Below are 16,955 nucleotides of genomic sequence, written 5' to 3'. Positions count from 1 at the left end.
CCAGTAGTGCTCGCCGCAGCCGAACGACAGGGCGAAGCCCGCGAGTGAGCGAGGAAGCACCAGGGAACTGCACGGACAAATTCTGCTTACGCTCGAAGCCTAATATTTAGCCCGTTCCGGTTTATCCACTTATCCACGGCCATATTTTTATAAGATCTTTTTAAAGGGTTGTTAGGTTTACCTTTTTAGAGCACCTCTCAGCCTTTTATTCATGCGGGTTTGAGAAGGATCTATGTGACAATTTGCCCTTTCAGGGTGACAAATCACCCTCAAAACCCCTGTTTATCTGTGACAGATTGCCCTTAACCCTGTGACAAATTGCCCTCAGACACTGCGGCAATTCACAAAGTTATCCCTATCTGTTGACTCTTTTTTATTTAGTGTGACAATCTAAAATCCTGTCACACTTTACACGGACCTGTCATGACGGAAGTTGCGGTTATTAACCATAAAAAACGCAAGAATAGCCCGCGTATTGTCCAGTCAAACGAACTGACTGAAGCGGCATACAGTCTATCTCGCGATCAAAAGCGTATGCTTTATCTCTTTGTGGACCAGATCAGAAAATCTGACGGTACGCTGCAGGAGCATGACGGGATTTGTGAAATTCAGGTCGCCAAATATGCAGAAACCTTCGGTCTGACCTCCGCCGAGGCCAGTAAAGATATTCGTCAGGCACTGAAAGGATTCGCGGGTAAAGAAGTGGTCTTTTATCGCCCTGAAGAGGATGCAGGTGAAGAAAAGGGATATGAATCTTTTCCCTGGTTCATCAAACGTGCGCATAGTCCCTCCAGAGGACTTTACAGCGTACATATCAATCCTTACTTAATCCCTTTCTTCATCGGGCTTCAGAACCGTTTTACACAGTTCCGACTAAGTGAAACGAAAGAGATTACTAATCCTTATGCCATGCGTCTTTACGAGTCACTCTGTCAGTACCGTAAACCGGATGGTTCTGGCGTTGTATCGCTCAAAATCGAATGGATCATGGAGCGCTACCAGCTCCCTCAGAGCTATCAGCGTATGCCAGACTTCCGCCGTCGCTTCCTGCAGGCTAGCGTCGATGAGATCAACAGTCGAACGCCAATGCGTCTGTCTTATATTGAGAAAAAGAAAGGCCGACAGACAACACATATAGTCTTTTCTTTCAGTGATATAACCTCTATTCAATCTGCGTAATTTTGAGGGTTATCTGTCACAGTTAAGAGAGCGGTATGTCACACCTGGATTAAAGATCTCAGGGTGATTTGTCACAGAACAGACCACCTTCCTTTGTCCACGCTGGTTTTTAGGTACTAAATTGTGACAATTTTGCGCTTTAAAAACACGTAATGAGGGCAATTTGTCACAGTTACCTCAATGCAGCTTGTCACATATCCCCTCAGATCTGAGTGTAGTTTGTCACACTAAAGATAATCCTCTCCACTTCAGGCTGAGGGTTAATTGTCACTGTTTGAATTCAACGCTGCTACCTGTAACTACCGGTGCATTTTCCCTGCACTAAAAATGTGTTTGAGCAGGAAGCTGTTAAATGTCCTGTCTGAAGGCTCTGGCCAACTCGGAGGATCTGTTAATAGAACCCCCTCCTGCTCCATCCAGCTATGTGTATGTAGTTTACGTTCAACATATTCCTCGGATTCAGAGCCCATTGTTTCAATGATGAAAGTGGTAACGGTGTTTTCTTTGCTCGGTACCACATTCAGTATGAAATCAGGATGAATGACCTCTTCCACCCCATTCTTAATGCTTTTCGACGTGAATAGTGGCTTGCTGAGGCTGATCGCATCCGGATGATTTGCCTGACGGCCTGCATAGCTGCTGGCGTTTATTATTACCTTAAGGGTGTCGCGCTCTTTATTGCTATCCACAGGCACCGGATTATCAAGCGTATACGCGGCATGCGCATAGCCCTCATGACAGTAAACCTTGCCATCCCTACCTCTGCGGTATTCGAGGATTGCCCAGTAAGGGGCCCGACTGCCAGCGTTGTAGGTGTTTTCACCATTGATGCTTACCCGGGCTTCAGGCCTATGGACAAAATTATTACCCCGAACGTTAAAGATTACTTCTTCCCGATTAGCATCGGTAGCAATACCAATGATATACACGCAGGCCTCCTTATCACTGCTATCAGTCTCCTGCGAAACTTCCAGCTGGGTCAGCATGTCGTTAATCCGTTCGGGGGACAGCCAGGGCGCGCAACTGAAAAGCATATTCAGCAGTGTTCCATTGCGCATTGTATGTTCGTCCAGAACTTCTTTTATTCTGTTGATCGAACCGACTAGCCCCGGGGTTTGATATTCAGGTACCAGTTCAAGTTGGTTCAGGCCGGCTGCCTGAATGAGGGTCAGAAGTTTTCGGCCCAGAGCCGGAATGGGTTTAAGAGTTTTGCGTCGACGCTTACTGGACACCACCGGCCCTTCCACAGAGGAGATTCTGGTTTCTTTCTTCTTGTCAGGTAACCAGTCGTTTCCACCTACGGGGTTTAGTGGGCTGGTTTTTCCTTCCGTGACAGTGTTATCAGCATCCTTACTTTTCTTTAGCCTGAACAAAGGGCATTGTTCATCATGCAGTCTTGTCGTCTTGACGTGGCGTAACCTGGCAACATTAACCTCACAGTTAAACGGACCTTCGGTGTTCGGATCATGTTCGACACAATCACACTTTAGCCACAACTTACGGCGGTCCATTTCTTCAAGCACAGAGTTTGCTATACGTAAATCGGCTTGCGCTGGCTTACGACCGTTGCTGAAGACATGCAGCAATGCTTCTCTTTCAGCCAAGCTTAGTTTACGTACAAAACCTCCTCGTGGATCTGTTTTCCATACCAGCTCCATACGGACTCCTTTCATTTATATAGCTGCAAGATAGCAGCGAGATGGCTGCAATATAGAATCATTAAAAATATAGCTGCAAGATTGCATTTATCTTGCAGCTATCTATCAATATCCCTGCTGTTTTTTGTATGCGGCAATCGCATTTTCCAATACTTCAACTAGCCTGAGATCTTCACGTTCTGCTATGTCTCTAATCTCATTATCAAGTTCAGGAGTGATGCGTGTCGCAAATGCTAATGTCCGGTTTGTCTTTCTTGCTGACCGACCATCTCGCCGGGTGTAAGCCAGATTATTAGGTCTATCAACTTCCTGTTCAGGCTTAGATTCAGACACTGAGTCTGATACATGTTGAAGCTCAGCTGGCGCTATTTCGGGTGCATTTAAACTGGTAGCAACCTCATCTGGCCCAGGGGGAGTACCCAGCCCTCCGCGAGCTCGTTTAGCTTTAAGTTTCGATGCATCAGCCATTACTCATCTCCAATCTTATCTATGAGCGCCTGGATAAGTTCGTCAGCTCTCTCATTTAAACCTTTGTATCGTGTTTCCGTTACCGCAAGGCCAGAGTTCATAGCCTTTCTGTAAGCTGGTTTCTCAAAGAGGCAACCTGCTAATGTTTCATACCCTGCTTCGCTGATATACGCACGGGCATCCAGTTCCTCGGCTTCAGTCCCTACCCGGCTTAAAGCAAAAACCAGTTTGGAACGTGGAATTCCTTCTTTGACCAGTGCATTGAAAACCTTAATCGCAGGGATCAGGTCATCAAGGGATGCTCCTGTTGGTTGAACGATAAGATCAGCAACCTTAGCTATTTCGGAAGTACCTTTGCTTGCACGCGCAGGGCCATCAAGAATCAGGAGATCAAAATCACCTGCAGATTCTATCGCTTCCTTTGCTGTAGCAAAAACTTCGACTGAAGCAACAGCCGGTAGTCCAGCTGACAGACGCCTACGATGCCAGTCAGCACTCGTAGCCTGTTCTAAGTCGAGATCACCTAATTTTGTTTTGATGCCACAGGCAGAAGCTTCGCGCGCTAAAGCTCTTGCTTTGGTGCTTTTACCAACACCACCTTTCTGCGAAATAAAACCAACTATCCAGGCCATTTAGCCCCCTTTCTTGCTGCAATCTTGCAGCTAGCTGTATATTGGTAATGTAGTCGCTACTACTAAGTTAAGCAGCAATCTAGCTGCAAGATATCAGCCCCCATTACGAATTGCAAGATGTCTGCAATCTAACAGCAATCTAGCTGCAAGATTGTATGTTGATTGTTAGGTTGCATAGTATAAACACATAAGGAATCCCTGATGAGCTAGAGATTTCGTATTAGCTGCAATCTTGCAGCTAGCCGACTTTGGTATTGTATTTGCTGTCTCTAAATCAAACTACAATCTAGCTGCAAGATATCAGCTATCTTTGTATCTTGTGATATGTCTGCAGTCTAACAGCAAGATTTAATCTTGAAGGTAAAGATACAGAGTTTAAACACATCAGGAATCCCTGATGTGTTGAAGGTTTTTTGATTAGCTGCAATCTAGCAGCAAGATTAAATGCTGATATTACGATGAGCTATGCTTGATCATCGTTACAGCGTCTGCTTCGGACATATGAAATTGAACCCTATGACGCGCAGCGACATCGAGTGCAAACACCTTCGTGTACACCTCCGTCGAGCTGATGCTCTTATGTCCCATTAAACTCTGCAGCACCTTCAGCGGTATGCCTGCGTACAGCATGTGCATCGCGTAGGAATGGCGGAATGTATGGGGCGTTACCGGTACCGAGAACGTCACCCCGTCGGCCGCCGCGGCTTCCACCGCTTCGCTGATCCAGGTGCGGACAGTCCGGTCGGTAATCTCCCAGATGCGCGCTTTCTCGGTTCTGCCGCTGCGCTTGTTACGTCGTTCAAGAGGTATTTTCAGCGTGGCCACCATCATCTCCAGCTGACCGACATAGTTAGCATCGGAAAGCGGAACCAGCCGGTGAGCCTGACTGCCTGCAGGTGAGCGGCCGGCCGTTCGGGCCGCTTTCTCAGCCCGCTGCTTGAGTGTGGCCAGCTGCACGAACGGGTAGGGTGGCGCCAGGGAAAAATCACTCCGGGTCAGCGCCAGCGCCTCGTTAATGCGCGCGCCGGTGTTCCAGAGGGTTGCCAGCAACATCTTGCGGTGGAGATCGGGGACATAGTGGAGCAGGGCACTCACTTCCGGTGCCAGCAGATATTTCGGCAGTTCGTCCTGAACGAGCGCCATCTGGCGCAGTGCCAGTGCGGCAGGGTAGTCGATGGCCACCGGCAGCTGCGTGGCCGAAAAAGAAACGCCCTGGCCTGGAATTGCCGGCATCATTGTTTATTGTCCCCGGTGGACAGGTATTGCACTGTTAGTCGTGCCAGTGCTTTCTGCGCGTAATCCTCGCCCGGGAGCACACTGATTTCTCCCCGGCGTTCCATCCCGGCGCCGATGGCGCTGAGGGTCGTCGCTAACGGCAGCAGCCGGCGCAGCTGCAGGGCCTGCCCGCATGCGGAACGGATGCGATCGGCAAAATCATCCTCATCGCGGGAATATGTTCCGGGCGCCGGCCGTTCCCTGCCGTCCTTTTCTGACTGCAACTGCTGACACAGTTTCAGAAGGCTAATAATGTCATCGGCGGCTTCGTTTGCATGCGGACCGTTGAGATAATTGGGTTTCACTGGTGATCCTTTCTCATCAGGGGACAGGTAGCTCTGTATCTTCCGCTGGCGTTGCACATGCCGGCGCCACAGCGCGCGCCGGTTGCGCCACAGGATGGATCCGATCCGCCTGCACAGTTCCCCTTCGCGCGGGGGAGGAAGATCGCAGATCCGGCGAAGACGCCAGGCTGTCAGCAGCACTTTCAGCCCCAGACGGGCATACTGATACCGGGCGGATTCCGCGACGTCAGGTGGTGATTCGTACCGGAATACGCTTTCAATAACGTACCGGGCCTCCCTGTTCAGCGCCGGCAGGTTACGGAGACGAAAAAGCAGCCCGGGAGGAAGCGAACGCCAGTCTCCCTCGACTCCTTCCAGACTCAGGAGAGGCAGCGCCTTAACCGACCAGTTTTTTTTCACTGGCTCCGCATCGCAGGCCACATCACTGCACTGATCGGCAAAGTGCTCCAGCAGGCAGATCAGTTCCGTGCTGATAAAGAGGCGCTCGCGGACCAGTTTCTCTTCTGCCGCTCTTTCCTCACGCTTGCGGGTGAAGTAATGCGTCAGCGCTACACCGCCAAAAGCAGCTCCAACCGACGTAACAGCCGTGATAATTTGTGGTGCCAGGCCAATACTGTCCTTCACCACCTTCACGCCTTCGGTCGCAATAAACCAGTCAGCCATATTTGTTCCCTTACTGAAAAATCCCGCCGGTCATACTGACGCAGCGCCTCCACGGAACGGCTCAAAGGCAAGCAGGGCATCCGTCCTGGAGAGCAGCTCGATACAGTCCCCGCACTGCGGGTCGATCTGTTCGTCAGTGGCCTCGTTATACCGCATGCGCAGCCGCCATCCCTTCATCGGTGGCGCGTTCTGTATGGCCAGCACCATCCCCTCCGGCGACAGCAGTTCGCGGAGGGTGTAGCAGGCGCCGATCCGGGTCGAGTCCCGCAGCCACATCACGGGGTACTCACTGACCAGCTGGTCGTAAACGCATTCCGGCGTATGGAAGTAATTTCCGTCCGCCCTGCAAAAATCGCACATAATCCTTCCTCTACTGAGAAATCCCGCCTCCCATTATTTACACGTTCCTTCAATGAGAATGTAGGCCCCCTTAAAATAGTCATCTATCTGACAGGATTGCCAGGGCGGAGCACAGTGCTGGGACAGCGGTTTTTTGTAGTCACCAACAAGCTGCCATGAGTCCGAGTTTTCCATTTGTTCTGCAACAATGCTTCCGTTACGTTTCAGGATTTTTGGTGATTTCCAGTAATGTTTGGCGTTAATCACATCATCTACCGTTGCATCTGTCATTCCTGAATAGAGCCACAGCTCTTGATGGCCATATACATCCTCAAGCTCCCGGACCACATCGTAAAATGATCTAAATGTTGGTTTCCCCATACCTCGCCTCAAAAATAGTATCTGGTTCAATAGTCACTCAGAGTAATTATGACGTGCAGCACGATCAGCTGGGCACAACCCTGCGTCTGTCACCCTGATTATTTTCCCCTGCCGTCATCATATGCAGGCTTATAATAATCAGCCATATAACCACGCAGTTAAATTACCGGATGGTCGTTGCGGTATGATCCGACTTTTCCGTTATTTCACTATTTCCGGAAGTGTACCACGGTCAGGGAATAACCACACCGCCCTTTTCCTATGGTGAGCGGGCGGTCGCGGGGCAGGGGATAAACACTATATATAGAAGAAAACGCAGCTGACGGCGTGGCACATGTTGTGTTTCTGCGCCGCTGCGCCCCGTAGGGAACTGAGAAGATCCGGAACTGCTGATTTTCGGATCTCAGTGGAAAAAAAAGAGCTTTGGATATGTATCACATATCCATATGCCCGGCATCTGCATAGGCATGACATACGCATATCCTCACCATCTGCATATGCCGCATCTATACATATGCTGAGCATCTGCCTATACTGAGCATATGCACACACCCGGTGCAATTAACAACATTCCGGATATGCATCACATGTCCGCACTTACCCGGGAGAGAATCATGAGAACCGTATCCATTTTTAAAAACGGCAACAACCGCGCCATCCGCCTTCCCCGCGATCTGGATTTTGAGGGGGTGAGCGAGCTGGAGATCGTCCGGGAAGGGGACAGCATCATCCTGCGTCCCGTCCGGCCGACCTGGGGCTCGTTCGCGCAGATGGGAAAAGCAGACCCGGAGTTTATGGCGGAGCGCGAGGACGTTGTCAGCGACGAAGGACGGGTTAACCTGTGAACAGGATCTATATGCTCGACACGAACATCTGCTCGTTCATCATGCGCGAGCAGCCGGAAGCGGTGCTGAAGCGCCTGGAGCAGGCGGTGCTGCGCGGCCACCGTATCGTGGTCTCGGCCATCACCTGGGCCGAGCTGTCACAGGCAGCGAAGGAGTCCGGTCCCGGCACGCAGAATCTGGCTGACGCCTTCGCCGCCCGCCTCGATGCCATCCTGCCCTGGGATCGCGCCGCGGTGGATGCGACCACGGAAATTAAGGTCGCGCTGCGCCTCGCCGGCACGCCGATAGGCCCGAACGACACGGCGATCGCCGGGCACGCCATCGCCGCCGGTGCCGTGCTGGTGACGAATAATGTGCGGGAGTTTGAGCGGGTGCCGGGCCTGGTGCCGGAAGACTGGGTGAAATAAGTTTCGGGCTTTTTGAATACCCGCATACTTCCGGCACGTTACTTCAGCGTGCCGGGCGTTATTCTTGAGGGAGGCGGAATTTTACTTCACAGAGAACTACTCTGCCCGGGATCTGTATCTGCCCGCTGATTATGCCCGAGCTGTGGAAGCCGTACTGACAGACATGGAACAGCCTGTGACGCGCAGCCTGCCTACAATTGGCCCGGCCATTATCTGCACCGTAATGTGCTTCGGCACCCGCGGTCTGAGGGCCTCGCTGGACCATAGCTGCCGGCTGAATTGCTTCCCCTTTCCATCTCCACCTACATCCGGGGCGCGCTGATATCCGGACCAGACGACAACGCGGCTCCCGGGTATGTCAGCGCCGGCGGCGCTGTACAGGTGACGAATTATACGCGCAAGAGTGAGTGGATACCCGACCTGATGCCTGAAGACCACGAATAAAAGTATGATGTAGCGAATTTTTTAAATTTTCGCAGAGAGGTATATTACTGTTTAAGGCAGAACATTTATTCTTTTTGTCCCGGAATAACGCCTGAATCGGGTATAAGATACGAAGGTAGTTTCATTAAAAGATGGCAGTTTAAAACCTCATCTGTACTCCTGCAGCTCATGACGATGACCTGATTAACATATGGCGCTTTTGTTAAATACAGGAAATCATGTTCGATGCAGCTGGTTCCCTTTTCCCGCAGATAAGCCATGATTTTTGTCAGATCCACCTTATGGTTCCCACGATCAATATAAACAGGGCAATTATTTACTCTGCCTACAATTTTTTGTTCGACAGTAAATTCTGTATCTTTGCCGGAAGGCAGGAGCCACACAAGTGAGACGCACAACAGAGCCAACAAAGCGACTGTCATCAATACGGGCCAGTACCGCCGGGTGCACTCAGATAAAAGCCCCCTGGGTGGAAGACTTTGGGTATGAATTTCTGAAAAATTATCATTAAGCCTGTCAGAACCTTCCGGACCGGCTATATCAGCCTCTCTGCTCTGAAAAGGATTCGTCAGAGTCTGGTCATCCCGTGCATCATCTTCTTCACTCAGTTCAACCTTTCCGAAAAAACTGAAACCTGACTTCGGATGTGTTTTGATTGTTACAGCTATGAGGCCTGCTGTTTTCAGGGCCTTTCTCAGCAGGGAAACGTTCTGATAAAGCGTGTTAGGGGTGACTTTTTGTCCATAATTTTCCCACACCTCTTTATAGATATCCTCCTGAGAAACTATCGATCCGGCCTTGCTCAGCAACAAAAATAAAATTCGACTGACAGGAACGTGGAGTACAACGTCCCGGCCCCTTGCCCCCAGCGGCGTAAGCTTATTATCTTCAGGCGAAAAGATTACACGATCGTGTAAGATGAATTTTTTCATTTATTTCAATGACCTAAACATAATAAAAGGTTCGATTGTTCTTTTCTGTGTACCAGTATAATGCATCCACGGAAAAGATCTTAATTATAAAAAACATTTAATATCATATAGTTAAGTGAAGTTATGATTTCCACTGCGATTTGCAGAAGGTTTTAGCGGTCATAAATAATAAAAAATCATAACAAATTGATTTATAAGTACTAACAGTGACGTCACTTCAGAGGAGGTTAATTGAGTGTGATACATCATTAATGATCAGTAGTATGTTTGTAAGTTGGGTGAAATCTGGAGAATTTAATCTCTGATGGTCATTTGTTAAGAGGGGCTTTCGTACGCTAAGAAGTTTTTAAAACTATATTTATGATAAGTAACAGCTTATGTCGCCATAAAAACAAAGCTCTGCTTATAATGCAAATAAACTACAAATGACTACTTTTTTAAAAGGTAGCCATGATAAAACTTAACCCCCAGAAAAATTCAAAAGCCAGTATGATTCACCAGTTACATGGTGTCACATAGGTAATAATGTTGCAAAATGGTTGTTAACCATCTCAAAACTACATTTATATTAACATTGCTGAACGTTGAATTAAATCTATAATTGTTATGAATGAAACTTCTTGCCGGGGGCAGCATAATTCCTTAATCGAAGAGAATTAGAATGGAACGTAACTTATATGGATTTCTTATTGATGAGAGAATTTTATTCGACGTTCGTAGCAAGCGAATCGTCTACTATTGTTTCGATGAGTGTGATAAGCCTGTGATTTTCAAAGCCGCATCCCTGAATGAAACCCAGGCCAGGCTTTTCAGCTATTTGATGATGCACAGCCAGAAGGATCTGATAGAGAAATCTGAAATCCTGCAGCATGTCTGGGATTCGTACGGCCTGTCATCATCCAATCAAAGGCTCTGGCAGTCAATTAATGTCATCAGGAAAAAGTTGTCATATTTTGGACTGCATGATGATTTTATAAAAAATGTTCATGGAACAGGATACTGTGTTGATAAAGATAAGGTATCGCTTCTGTTAGTTCACTAGCCTGAGTGTATTAATTTAACAATGTAAGCTCAAAAATAACTGTATTGTCATTACATCCATCAGTTCAATTATGAGTCTGGCCAGTGATTGATCGGTTTTTGATATAACAACGCCAGGGTAAATTCATGCCTGTCCAGCCAGATAGTATAGCGCTGTGATTTTAATATTGAATTAATTGCAGTTTTATCTGGCCGGACAGGAAATGAAGCACTACAACCGCAATGACTCAGGGATATGAACAGTTTGTACGTGAGAGATTCAGATACTTGTTTTTAAACGTTATTACCGGCAGAGCATAGCCCCCCATCGTAACAGCTATTATTCCGCGTGCAATTTGACCAAAAGGATTGAGTTAATTAAATGATGTATTTATTCACTGATAATTTTTATCTTCGAACAGGCATTGAACATGCCATGCTCCCTACAGTAATAGAGTGCCTTGATGCTGTAAGCTTTATTTCTAAAATCACCAGCCCAACAACAGATGTGTTTCTTGTTGATGATAATATAATACATCGTGAGATTTTCAGCGTTCACCTTAGCATTGCTCATAACACCAGATTCATTTTTATAAACACAAACAGAAATATCAGTCCTGATTTCCTCAGGGCTAATCTCGGACATGTTTTTGTTAACAAAAAAACCACTCCCGGGGAATTAAGTCAAACTTTAGATGATATCCTCGTTAAAAATGACTGGTTAATCAATATCAGAGACTACAGAAAACTTACTCCTACAGAAAAACGGGTGCTATCAGGCACCATTAACGGAAAGAACATAAAAGAAATTGCCATGACAACGGGTCTTAATAATAAGACCATCTATGCACATCGTAAGAGAGTATGTCTGAAAATGGGGGTTAACCGTATTCAGGATATGCTCCCGTTCCCGGGCTTGCTGCTGATTGCTCTGTCAGTCAGGGAACAGGAGGAAGTACATCACGAGGTCTGAAATGTCAGAGCTTCGCTCAGTAACAGGTCAGCCGGGAAGGAATATACAACCTGCATGAATCTTTAAAAGTCTTTAAACGGACTGTTTCACCATGCACAAAGAATGGCTCAATGATATTCCTCACGCAATCCTTCTTACCCGGCAGCTTTAGCCTCATGAAAAAATACCCGGTAAGTTCATCACAGCCCGGGTATTTGTTTTGTCAGAGAAGTAAATTTACACTGTTGTTCTTTCTGCCGGTTGCATTACCATTGGTTCAGTTAAAAGTAACCAGCATTTCAGCCTGAGCGCTGACGGGTCCGGCCGGTTTAGACCCTGAACCTGAGCACATCCGCCAGGTGACCTGGTTGGTCAGGGTCTTACTACCCTCAGCTGAAGTTATGCTTCCTATTTTTACCGGAGTATTGTCAAAACGTAACCCTGTCGTTGCGTTACACGCACCACTCCCTGTGACGCCTTTATCAATCTCTCCGGTCAGATAAATAGCGCCGCCCTGAGCAAATGCAAGACGAGTTGACTGTCCATTATAATTGCCTGTCAGCGCCCGGAACTGGAGGTTGATATTAGCATTGATCCTGTCTGTTTGCTGTCCGCAGGTAGTCACTAAGGGCACCGATTTTATCGCCATCTGTGCATCGGGAGGATCATAACGGTTAACATTGCCGAAACTGACAGCTGTCGGGGTATTGACAGTACATTCCAGTGTGGAAATCCGCAGGGTTATATTCGAAGGCAGAATTGAAGTACTTCTGTCGCCTGACGATGATAGAGAAAAACTGCCAAAATACATGGGGGCAATTATAGCTTCTCCGGCTTGCTGAGTCCCGTCCGCCACCAGTACCCAGGTACCGCTTAACGATGCCGTGCGAGTAGCCGAAATATTATAAAACTGGGCGTTAACCCCCATCGCGGGTGGCAGGCACCAGGACTTTTCTGGTGGCGAGTTAACGCCGTTGCCAGTACTGACCCTTCCCTCGGTTTTTGGTAGCCCAATGGTTCCGGTCAATGTTTCTGTGGTGCCATTATATCGTACATAGGTAGCCGACCCGGTTGCGCGCGGGACGAGCCCGATTCCGGGTACACCTCCAAGAGGTAAGGCCCTGAACCCCGCAATGTCAGTCAAATTGGTACTTGCCATGCATACTGATGAGCTATTGGAAATAGCCAGAAGTCCGTAGATGGGATTTAACTGAGCGCTAACCATCGGGCCCGATAGTGTTTTATTGTACGGCATCCCTTCCCATAATATTCCGGTTCCTTTTCCGATAGTGATGGTTTCCGCCTGCAACGGTGCTGTCTGGGTCAATAAGAGCACCATGCTCATGGTGCTGCCGGACACAATATTAGTTAATTTTTTTTTCATACTTTTATTCCTCGCAGCGCACGGTCAGCATGCGCACCGGATTATTTGCTGATACCCTGGCGCTGGCCAGATTGAATGTCGCCCGGCACTGTTGCTCGGCACCACGTCCCCACACCGCGGTTAATTTACCCTGTTCCTGTAGCCCGCTCAGGTACACCTGTCCGCCATCACCCACAATAGCGCTGTTGCTTTCATTCTCATCCCCGTCAGGTGTGACAAGCGTACCAAAAGGTACCGGCTGACCCGCTCTGGTCAGGGTAAGTAACGCCTGATACCCGGTACGGGTTTTAAAGGTTGCCGCCACCACAGCCCCCTTGGTCGGGTAAACATTGCTGCTGCTTTGTGGCAGATCCACATCTTCCGGCAGGGTTGACGGGTTCAGGCTGACGGTGTTGTTCTCGTAAGGTGAAAGATAAGGCACCACCGCATATCCCCGGCTGTCAGTACGAATACCGCCCTGCATTACACTCGTCCCCGCAGCACCAGGGGCCTTAACGAGAGCCACCGACGTCCCCAGAGGCTGACTGAGGGTTAAGCCATCGGGATGTATCACCAGGCCGCCATTACCGCTCATGTTAAGTGTGCTGTAGCGGCTACTGTGGGCGTAACCCATGCTGGCCATTCCCTTACTCCCCTGCCATCCCAGATTCAGGGAGCTGCTGTCGTTTCCGCTCTGACTGTCATTACTCCATCCCTGCATCACACTGTATGACAGACGGTCTTCGGCAGCCGAACCGCTGATACCGGCTCGCTGCTGCACACGCCCCTGGCTGTCATGTGTCATCTGGTAACTGGCATAGCTGCGGTTAAGGGCTGCCGATGAACTGAACAGGCTGAACGGTACCTGCATGGTGAATACCAGCTGTCGATCCTGCGGCCAGTCTCCGCCCGACTTTATGCGGTCAATGCTGTATGCCAGACCGAAGTTCATCCCCCACCAGTTACCGTTGTAGCCCGCAGACAAGGTGTTATTGTCCGGCTGATTACCCCAGTAATCACTGCGTATCCCCGAGAGGTATACTGACCCCAGTTCATTGAGTTGCTGAGTGAGTCGCACCTGGATATCCGAACGCTGCCTGGCCAGAGCCCAGGGGACCTGTCCCTCCGAGAGCTGGTAGCCGCTGTTATTGAAGTCGGCAAAGCTGTAATAATGTCTCGTTGAATAGCGGTACGCCATTAAGTCCACGGAGGTACCGGTGCTGAGTAGACTCTTGGCGTAGCGAACCCGGTACGAACTGCCGCGCTGCGTTTCGCTGTTCATCCGGGCCGATGAGACGGTCACGTCTGCAGATAATGCCCCGAAATTTCCCAGCGATATTCCGTTACCCGCCACCAGGGAAGCATACCGCTCAGCGATCAGTGCACCGCCGTACAACGTAATATCACCGGGAAGGCCGTACATCAGCGTTGCCAGCGTAAAAGGCGCCTCCCTTGACGCAACGGTAATACCGCCATTGTAACGGCCTGCTGTCAGCTCATACTTCATCCCTCCTGGACGCAGCATCAGCGGCAGAGCCGAAAATGCCTGTGTCCAGGTACGTATGCTTCCGTCGGCTTCAGCAACGGTCACTGTCAGATCCCCGCCCTGGCCGGTCTGGTAAAGGTCGCTGATGCGGAAAGGCCCCGGGGCGACATAAGTCTGATAAACCACATTGCCGTTCTGGCTGACGGTAACCCGCGCGTTACTCTGCGCAATGCCGCTGATAACCGGCGCAAAGCCCCGCTGGCTGACCGGCAGCATCTCCTCGCTGGTGCTGAGCCTGACACCCCGGAAAGGGATGGTGTCGAAGACGTCATTGCCGGTGTTGTTCTCCCCGACCACAATGTCAGAGCGCCAGGCCTGAATATCGCGTTGCAGGTAAGTGTTGGAGAACTGTGTTTGCTGTTCGCGCTGCGTCCCGTAATTCCCGCTTCGGCTGTCATTACGCATATAGTTCATATCGCTGCGCAGGCGCCATGCCTGCCAGTTCAGCCCGCCGTGCAGCCCCACAAACAGGTTCGTCTGTTCGCTGGCAGGCTGGCCTGACTGGCCCTCCTGGCGGTTGCGTCCACCGTTGACGGTATAATTCAGTAAAAAGGCCGGAATACCCTGATCCCATAAAGCAGGATCGACCTGGTTGCTGGTATCCGGTTTCATCGCCACCTGCGGGATGCTTAATTCCAGACGCAGTTGTCTGAAATCAAAATGAACACGGGCATCCGGGATCAGTGAGCTCAGTTCACTGACCGGTTGATTCTCCGGCATCCCCGCAAAAGCCGGTAATGCAGTGGTATTTACCCCTGTTTCGTTCAGAAATGCAGGCGTCAGCTCTGGACTGACCTGCCCCTTTTCATCCGGCGTAAAGGTGACGTTGTGCTGCCCGTAATCATTGCCGTTAACCTGTACCGTTACCAGGTAGGTACCCGCCGGGATCTGCCCGGAATTTTCAAATGCGCTGAGATCGGTGACCGCGCTCTGTCCGCTGCCTAACGACAGCAGGGCCGGATCAAAGTAATCACGCCCCCAGGCGGTGGAAACAGACAGGCTGCACATGAGAAGTGAGTAATGTGCTGCTGCAACTGGATGTAATTTCATGTATTTATAATCCACAGAGATAAAGCACCTTCCTGCAGCGAGTCAGGAAGGAAAAATAAATTAACCCTGCCGGGAAACAGGCGTGTCCCAGCCATCCTCATCAATCAGTTGCCATGTGATCCCGCCGGCAGCACCGGCAGGCACAGGGTAGCTCTGCTGACCGAATGGCGGCACCATCAGACGCAGCGATGATTTATCCAGGGCTTTGTTACCCACCGACAGACGTGAAAACGTGAGCCAGTAGGGTGTCGGATTGATCGCCGTCAGCTGGTCGCCTGTCCGTTTAAAGGACAGCCTGGGTGCCATATCTGCGACAGCGCGTTTTGCCAGACTTTCCGGGCGGTAGAACAGCTTCATGTTGCTGACGACCGTCATCACCATCAGTTCCCCGCCCGGTTGCTGGGCGGGCAACGCTTTCATCGAGATAAAAAATACCGACTCCCGGTCAGCGGGCAGCTGGACGTCATTACGACGAATACGCAGCGTCAGTTCTCCACCCGACTCAAGACGCGCCAGCGGGGGGGTGACAATAAACGGCATCGCCGGCGTGCCCTGCCAGTCCATATTCACGCCGCCGCTGGACGGTTCTACGGGACGCACCGTAGACTGAATAAGGTAAGGTGCCTGGCTTTTGTTATAGGCGGTAAGCGTTACGCCCTGTTTCTCACTCTCCGGGTAAATAACCCGAAGTACGTAAAAAGAGATCCCCGGAGTGGAAACCCGGGCCTGTGCCGGACTGACACCGCCAGCCAGCAACAGAGTCAGGAGCATGTAAATCAGGTGCTTCATGGTGAGGTTTCTCCGGCGACTGAACTCTTTTGCTCGCAACGGGGCGAAAGGCCGCCGTGGTCGGTAATCGTCTGCCAGACTATATTCCTGAACGGCCCGTCAACAGCCAGACTGAAACTGCTTTCAGGTGCGACCATCACCGGCTGCTGGTCCAGCGGAACAGAACGCCCGTTAATGCTGAGCGCGCCAAGCGTATGGTAATAGGCCCCGGGATTCGCGATCCGTAAACCCTGCGCATCCTTACTGAATGTAAGACTGCAGGCATCTGCTTCCGGGAGTCCCTGGGGGCGATAAAACAGCTTCAGCAAAAAGCGGACACCAACCGACACCCGGTCGTCCGACATCACGGGTTCCGTGCGGGCCGGAATAGCAGAGACTGAAAGATAAAACAGGGATTCCCGATCTGCAGGCAGAGCAGAGTTCTGCGGCAGGATGCGCAGGATCTGACTACTTTTCCCTTTCAGTGAAAAAAGTGGCGGAGTCGTAATAAAAGGCGCAGCTGCGGTATCTTCAGGACCTTTCTGGACACGAGACTGTATGAGATAGGCACTCTGGCCACTGTTACTCAGGGTAATAGTCTGCGCCTTATCTGAAGAAGAAAAAATAACGCGCGTCTGCCCCAGTCGAATTCCACCGTCTCCGGCATGCGAAGAGAGGCAAATAAACAACAAAGTGAATGCAAGTCTGTTAAATCGCGTTTTCATTAC

Annotated in this window: 17 protein-coding genes; 5 read left to right on the top strand and 12 right to left on the bottom strand. The window is 50.1% G+C overall.

Annotation, left to right across the window (positions count from 1 at the left end):
* The first annotated feature begins 423 nt into the window (after positions 1–423).
* Positions 424–1,179, top strand: a complete 756-nt coding sequence (gene repE / locus HV242_RS23820) for a replication initiation protein RepE (protein WP_111969547.1) — start codon at positions 424–426, stop codon at positions 1,177–1,179.
* 299 nt (positions 1,180–1,478) lie between these two features.
* Here the strand turns inward: repE and HV242_RS23815 are convergent, their stop codons facing one another.
* From HV242_RS23815 to HV242_RS23785, 7 genes are all read right to left on the bottom strand, one after another.
* A complete protein-coding gene (locus tag HV242_RS23815; RefSeq protein ID WP_181616953.1) occupies positions 1,479–2,837 on the bottom strand; it encodes a hypothetical protein in 1,359 nt (452 codons plus the stop codon).
* 105 nt (positions 2,838–2,942) lie between these two features.
* A complete protein-coding gene (locus tag HV242_RS23810; RefSeq protein ID WP_111969549.1) occupies positions 2,943–3,305 on the bottom strand; it encodes a hypothetical protein in 363 nt (120 codons plus the stop codon).
* Complete coding sequence (locus tag HV242_RS23805) at positions 3,305–3,937, bottom strand: ParA family protein (RefSeq protein WP_111969550.1); 633 nt, start codon at positions 3,935–3,937, stop codon at positions 3,305–3,307. Before HV242_RS23805 ends, HV242_RS23810 begins: the two co-directional genes overlap by 1 nt.
* A gap of 453 nt (positions 3,938–4,390) precedes the next feature.
* Positions 4,391–5,173: a site-specific integrase gene (locus tag HV242_RS23800; protein ID WP_181616952.1), complete on the bottom strand. Its 783-nt coding sequence runs from the start codon at positions 5,171–5,173 to the stop codon at positions 4,391–4,393.
* A complete protein-coding gene (locus HV242_RS23795) occupies positions 5,170–5,517 on the bottom strand; it encodes a hypothetical protein (RefSeq protein WP_111969613.1) in 348 nt (115 codons plus the stop codon). The genes HV242_RS23800 and HV242_RS23795 overlap by 4 nt, the downstream gene beginning before the upstream one ends.
* Before the next feature lie 693 nt (positions 5,518–6,210).
* Positions 6,211–6,540 (bottom strand): hypothetical protein, encoded by a 330-nt coding sequence (locus tag HV242_RS23790; RefSeq protein ID WP_111969552.1) that lies wholly within the window; start codon positions 6,538–6,540, stop codon positions 6,211–6,213.
* Positions 6,541–6,573: 33 nt separating this feature from the next.
* On the bottom strand, positions 6,574–6,900 hold the full coding sequence (locus HV242_RS23785) for a hypothetical protein (protein WP_111969553.1): 327 nt from the start codon (positions 6,898–6,900) through the stop codon (positions 6,574–6,576).
* Positions 6,901–7,514: 614 nt separating this feature from the next.
* Between HV242_RS23785 and vapB the strand changes: the two genes are divergently transcribed.
* Positions 7,515–7,745 carry a type II toxin-antitoxin system VapB family antitoxin gene (gene vapB, locus HV242_RS23780; protein WP_111969554.1) on the top strand — a complete coding sequence of 77 codons (231 nt, stop codon included), beginning with the start codon at positions 7,515–7,517 and terminating at the stop codon, positions 7,743–7,745.
* On the top strand, positions 7,742–8,152 hold the full coding sequence (locus HV242_RS23775; protein ID WP_111969555.1) for a type II toxin-antitoxin system VapC family toxin: 411 nt from the start codon (positions 7,742–7,744) through the stop codon (positions 8,150–8,152). The genes vapB and HV242_RS23775 overlap by 4 nt, the downstream gene beginning before the upstream one ends.
* 509 nt (positions 8,153–8,661) lie before the next feature.
* Here the strand turns inward: HV242_RS23775 and HV242_RS23770 are convergent.
* Positions 8,662–9,528, bottom strand: coding sequence for a winged helix-turn-helix domain-containing protein (locus tag HV242_RS23770; RefSeq protein ID WP_111969556.1), 867 nt, complete (start codon positions 9,526–9,528; stop codon positions 8,662–8,664).
* Between the two features lie 661 nt (positions 9,529–10,189).
* On the opposite strand from HV242_RS23770, the gene HV242_RS23765 reads away from it, so the two are divergent.
* Positions 10,190–10,570, top strand: a complete 381-nt coding sequence (locus HV242_RS23765; protein WP_111969557.1) for a winged helix-turn-helix domain-containing protein — start codon at positions 10,190–10,192, stop codon at positions 10,568–10,570.
* Positions 10,571–10,930: 360 nt separating this feature from the next.
* Positions 10,931–11,521, top strand: coding sequence for a helix-turn-helix domain-containing protein (locus HV242_RS23760; protein ID WP_111969558.1), 591 nt, complete (start codon positions 10,931–10,933; stop codon positions 11,519–11,521).
* A gap of 256 nt (positions 11,522–11,777) precedes the next feature.
* Here the strand turns inward: HV242_RS23760 and HV242_RS23755 are convergent, their stop codons facing one another.
* From HV242_RS23755 to HV242_RS23740, 4 genes are read right to left on the bottom strand one after another with little or no spacing between them, the layout of a single operon-like run.
* Positions 11,778–12,884 (bottom strand): hypothetical protein, encoded by a 1,107-nt coding sequence (locus tag HV242_RS23755; RefSeq protein WP_249417875.1) that lies wholly within the window; start codon positions 12,882–12,884, stop codon positions 11,778–11,780.
* Between the two features lie 4 nt (positions 12,885–12,888).
* A complete protein-coding gene (locus HV242_RS23750; RefSeq protein ID WP_111969559.1) occupies positions 12,889–15,459 on the bottom strand; it encodes a fimbria/pilus outer membrane usher protein in 2,571 nt (856 codons plus the stop codon).
* A 60-nt stretch (positions 15,460–15,519) separates the two neighbouring features.
* A complete protein-coding gene (locus tag HV242_RS23745; RefSeq protein WP_111969560.1) occupies positions 15,520–16,248 on the bottom strand; it encodes a fimbrial biogenesis chaperone in 729 nt (242 codons plus the stop codon).
* The gene (locus tag HV242_RS23740) at positions 16,245–16,952 is read right to left on the bottom strand and encodes a fimbrial biogenesis chaperone (RefSeq protein WP_181616951.1); all 708 of its coding nucleotides are present in this window, start codon (positions 16,950–16,952) and stop codon (positions 16,245–16,247) included. Before HV242_RS23740 ends, HV242_RS23745 begins: the two co-directional genes overlap by 4 nt.
* Between the last annotated feature and the right edge of the window lie 3 nt (positions 16,953–16,955).

The organism is Enterobacter sp. RHBSTW-00593 (genome assembly GCF_013784105.1).
Lineage (GTDB): Bacteria > Pseudomonadota > Gammaproteobacteria > Enterobacterales > Enterobacteriaceae > Enterobacter > Enterobacter ludwigii.
Note: the sequence above shows the minus strand (reverse complement) of the source record. Positions and strands in the feature narration are given on the sequence as shown.

What these genes read in the sequence shown, in the direction of transcription:
- HV242_RS23815 (WP_181616953.1), bottom strand. Translation starts at nt 2,837, where the DNA reads ATGGAGCTGGTATGGAAAACAGATCCACGAGGAGGTTTTGTACGTAAA.
- HV242_RS23810 (WP_111969549.1), bottom strand. Translation starts at nt 3,305, where the DNA reads ATGGCTGATGCATCGAAACTTAAAGCTAAACGAGCTCGCGGAGGGCTG.
- HV242_RS23805 (WP_111969550.1), bottom strand. Translation starts at nt 3,937, where the DNA reads ATGGCCTGGATAGTTGGTTTTATTTCGCAGAAAGGTGGTGTTGGTAAA.
- HV242_RS23765 (WP_111969557.1), top strand. Translation starts at nt 10,190, where the DNA reads ATGGAACGTAACTTATATGGATTTCTTATTGATGAGAGAATTTTATTC.
- HV242_RS23770 (WP_111969556.1), bottom strand. Translation starts at nt 9,528, where the DNA reads ATGAAAAAATTCATCTTACACGATCGTGTAATCTTTTCGCCTGAAGAT.
- repE (WP_111969547.1), top strand. Translation starts at nt 424, where the DNA reads ATGACGGAAGTTGCGGTTATTAACCATAAAAAACGCAAGAATAGCCCG.
- HV242_RS23755 (WP_249417875.1), bottom strand. Translation starts at nt 12,884, where the DNA reads ATGAAAAAAAAATTAACTAATATTGTGTCCGGCAGCACCATGAGCATG.
- HV242_RS23740 (WP_181616951.1), bottom strand. Translation starts at nt 16,952, where the DNA reads ATGAAAACGCGATTTAACAGACTTGCATTCACTTTGTTGTTTATTTGC.
- HV242_RS23760 (WP_111969558.1), top strand. Translation starts at nt 10,931, where the DNA reads ATGATGTATTTATTCACTGATAATTTTTATCTTCGAACAGGCATTGAA.
- HV242_RS23800 (WP_181616952.1), bottom strand. Translation starts at nt 5,173, where the DNA reads ATGATGCCGGCAATTCCAGGCCAGGGCGTTTCTTTTTCGGCCACGCAG.
- HV242_RS23750 (WP_111969559.1), bottom strand. Translation starts at nt 15,459, where the DNA reads ATGAAATTACATCCAGTTGCAGCAGCACATTACTCACTTCTCATGTGC.
- HV242_RS23790 (WP_111969552.1), bottom strand. Translation starts at nt 6,540, where the DNA reads ATGTGCGATTTTTGCAGGGCGGACGGAAATTACTTCCATACGCCGGAA.
- vapB (WP_111969554.1), top strand. Translation starts at nt 7,515, where the DNA reads ATGAGAACCGTATCCATTTTTAAAAACGGCAACAACCGCGCCATCCGC.
- HV242_RS23785 (WP_111969553.1), bottom strand. Translation starts at nt 6,900, where the DNA reads ATGGGGAAACCAACATTTAGATCATTTTACGATGTGGTCCGGGAGCTT.
- HV242_RS23745 (WP_111969560.1), bottom strand. Translation starts at nt 16,248, where the DNA reads ATGAAGCACCTGATTTACATGCTCCTGACTCTGTTGCTGGCTGGCGGT.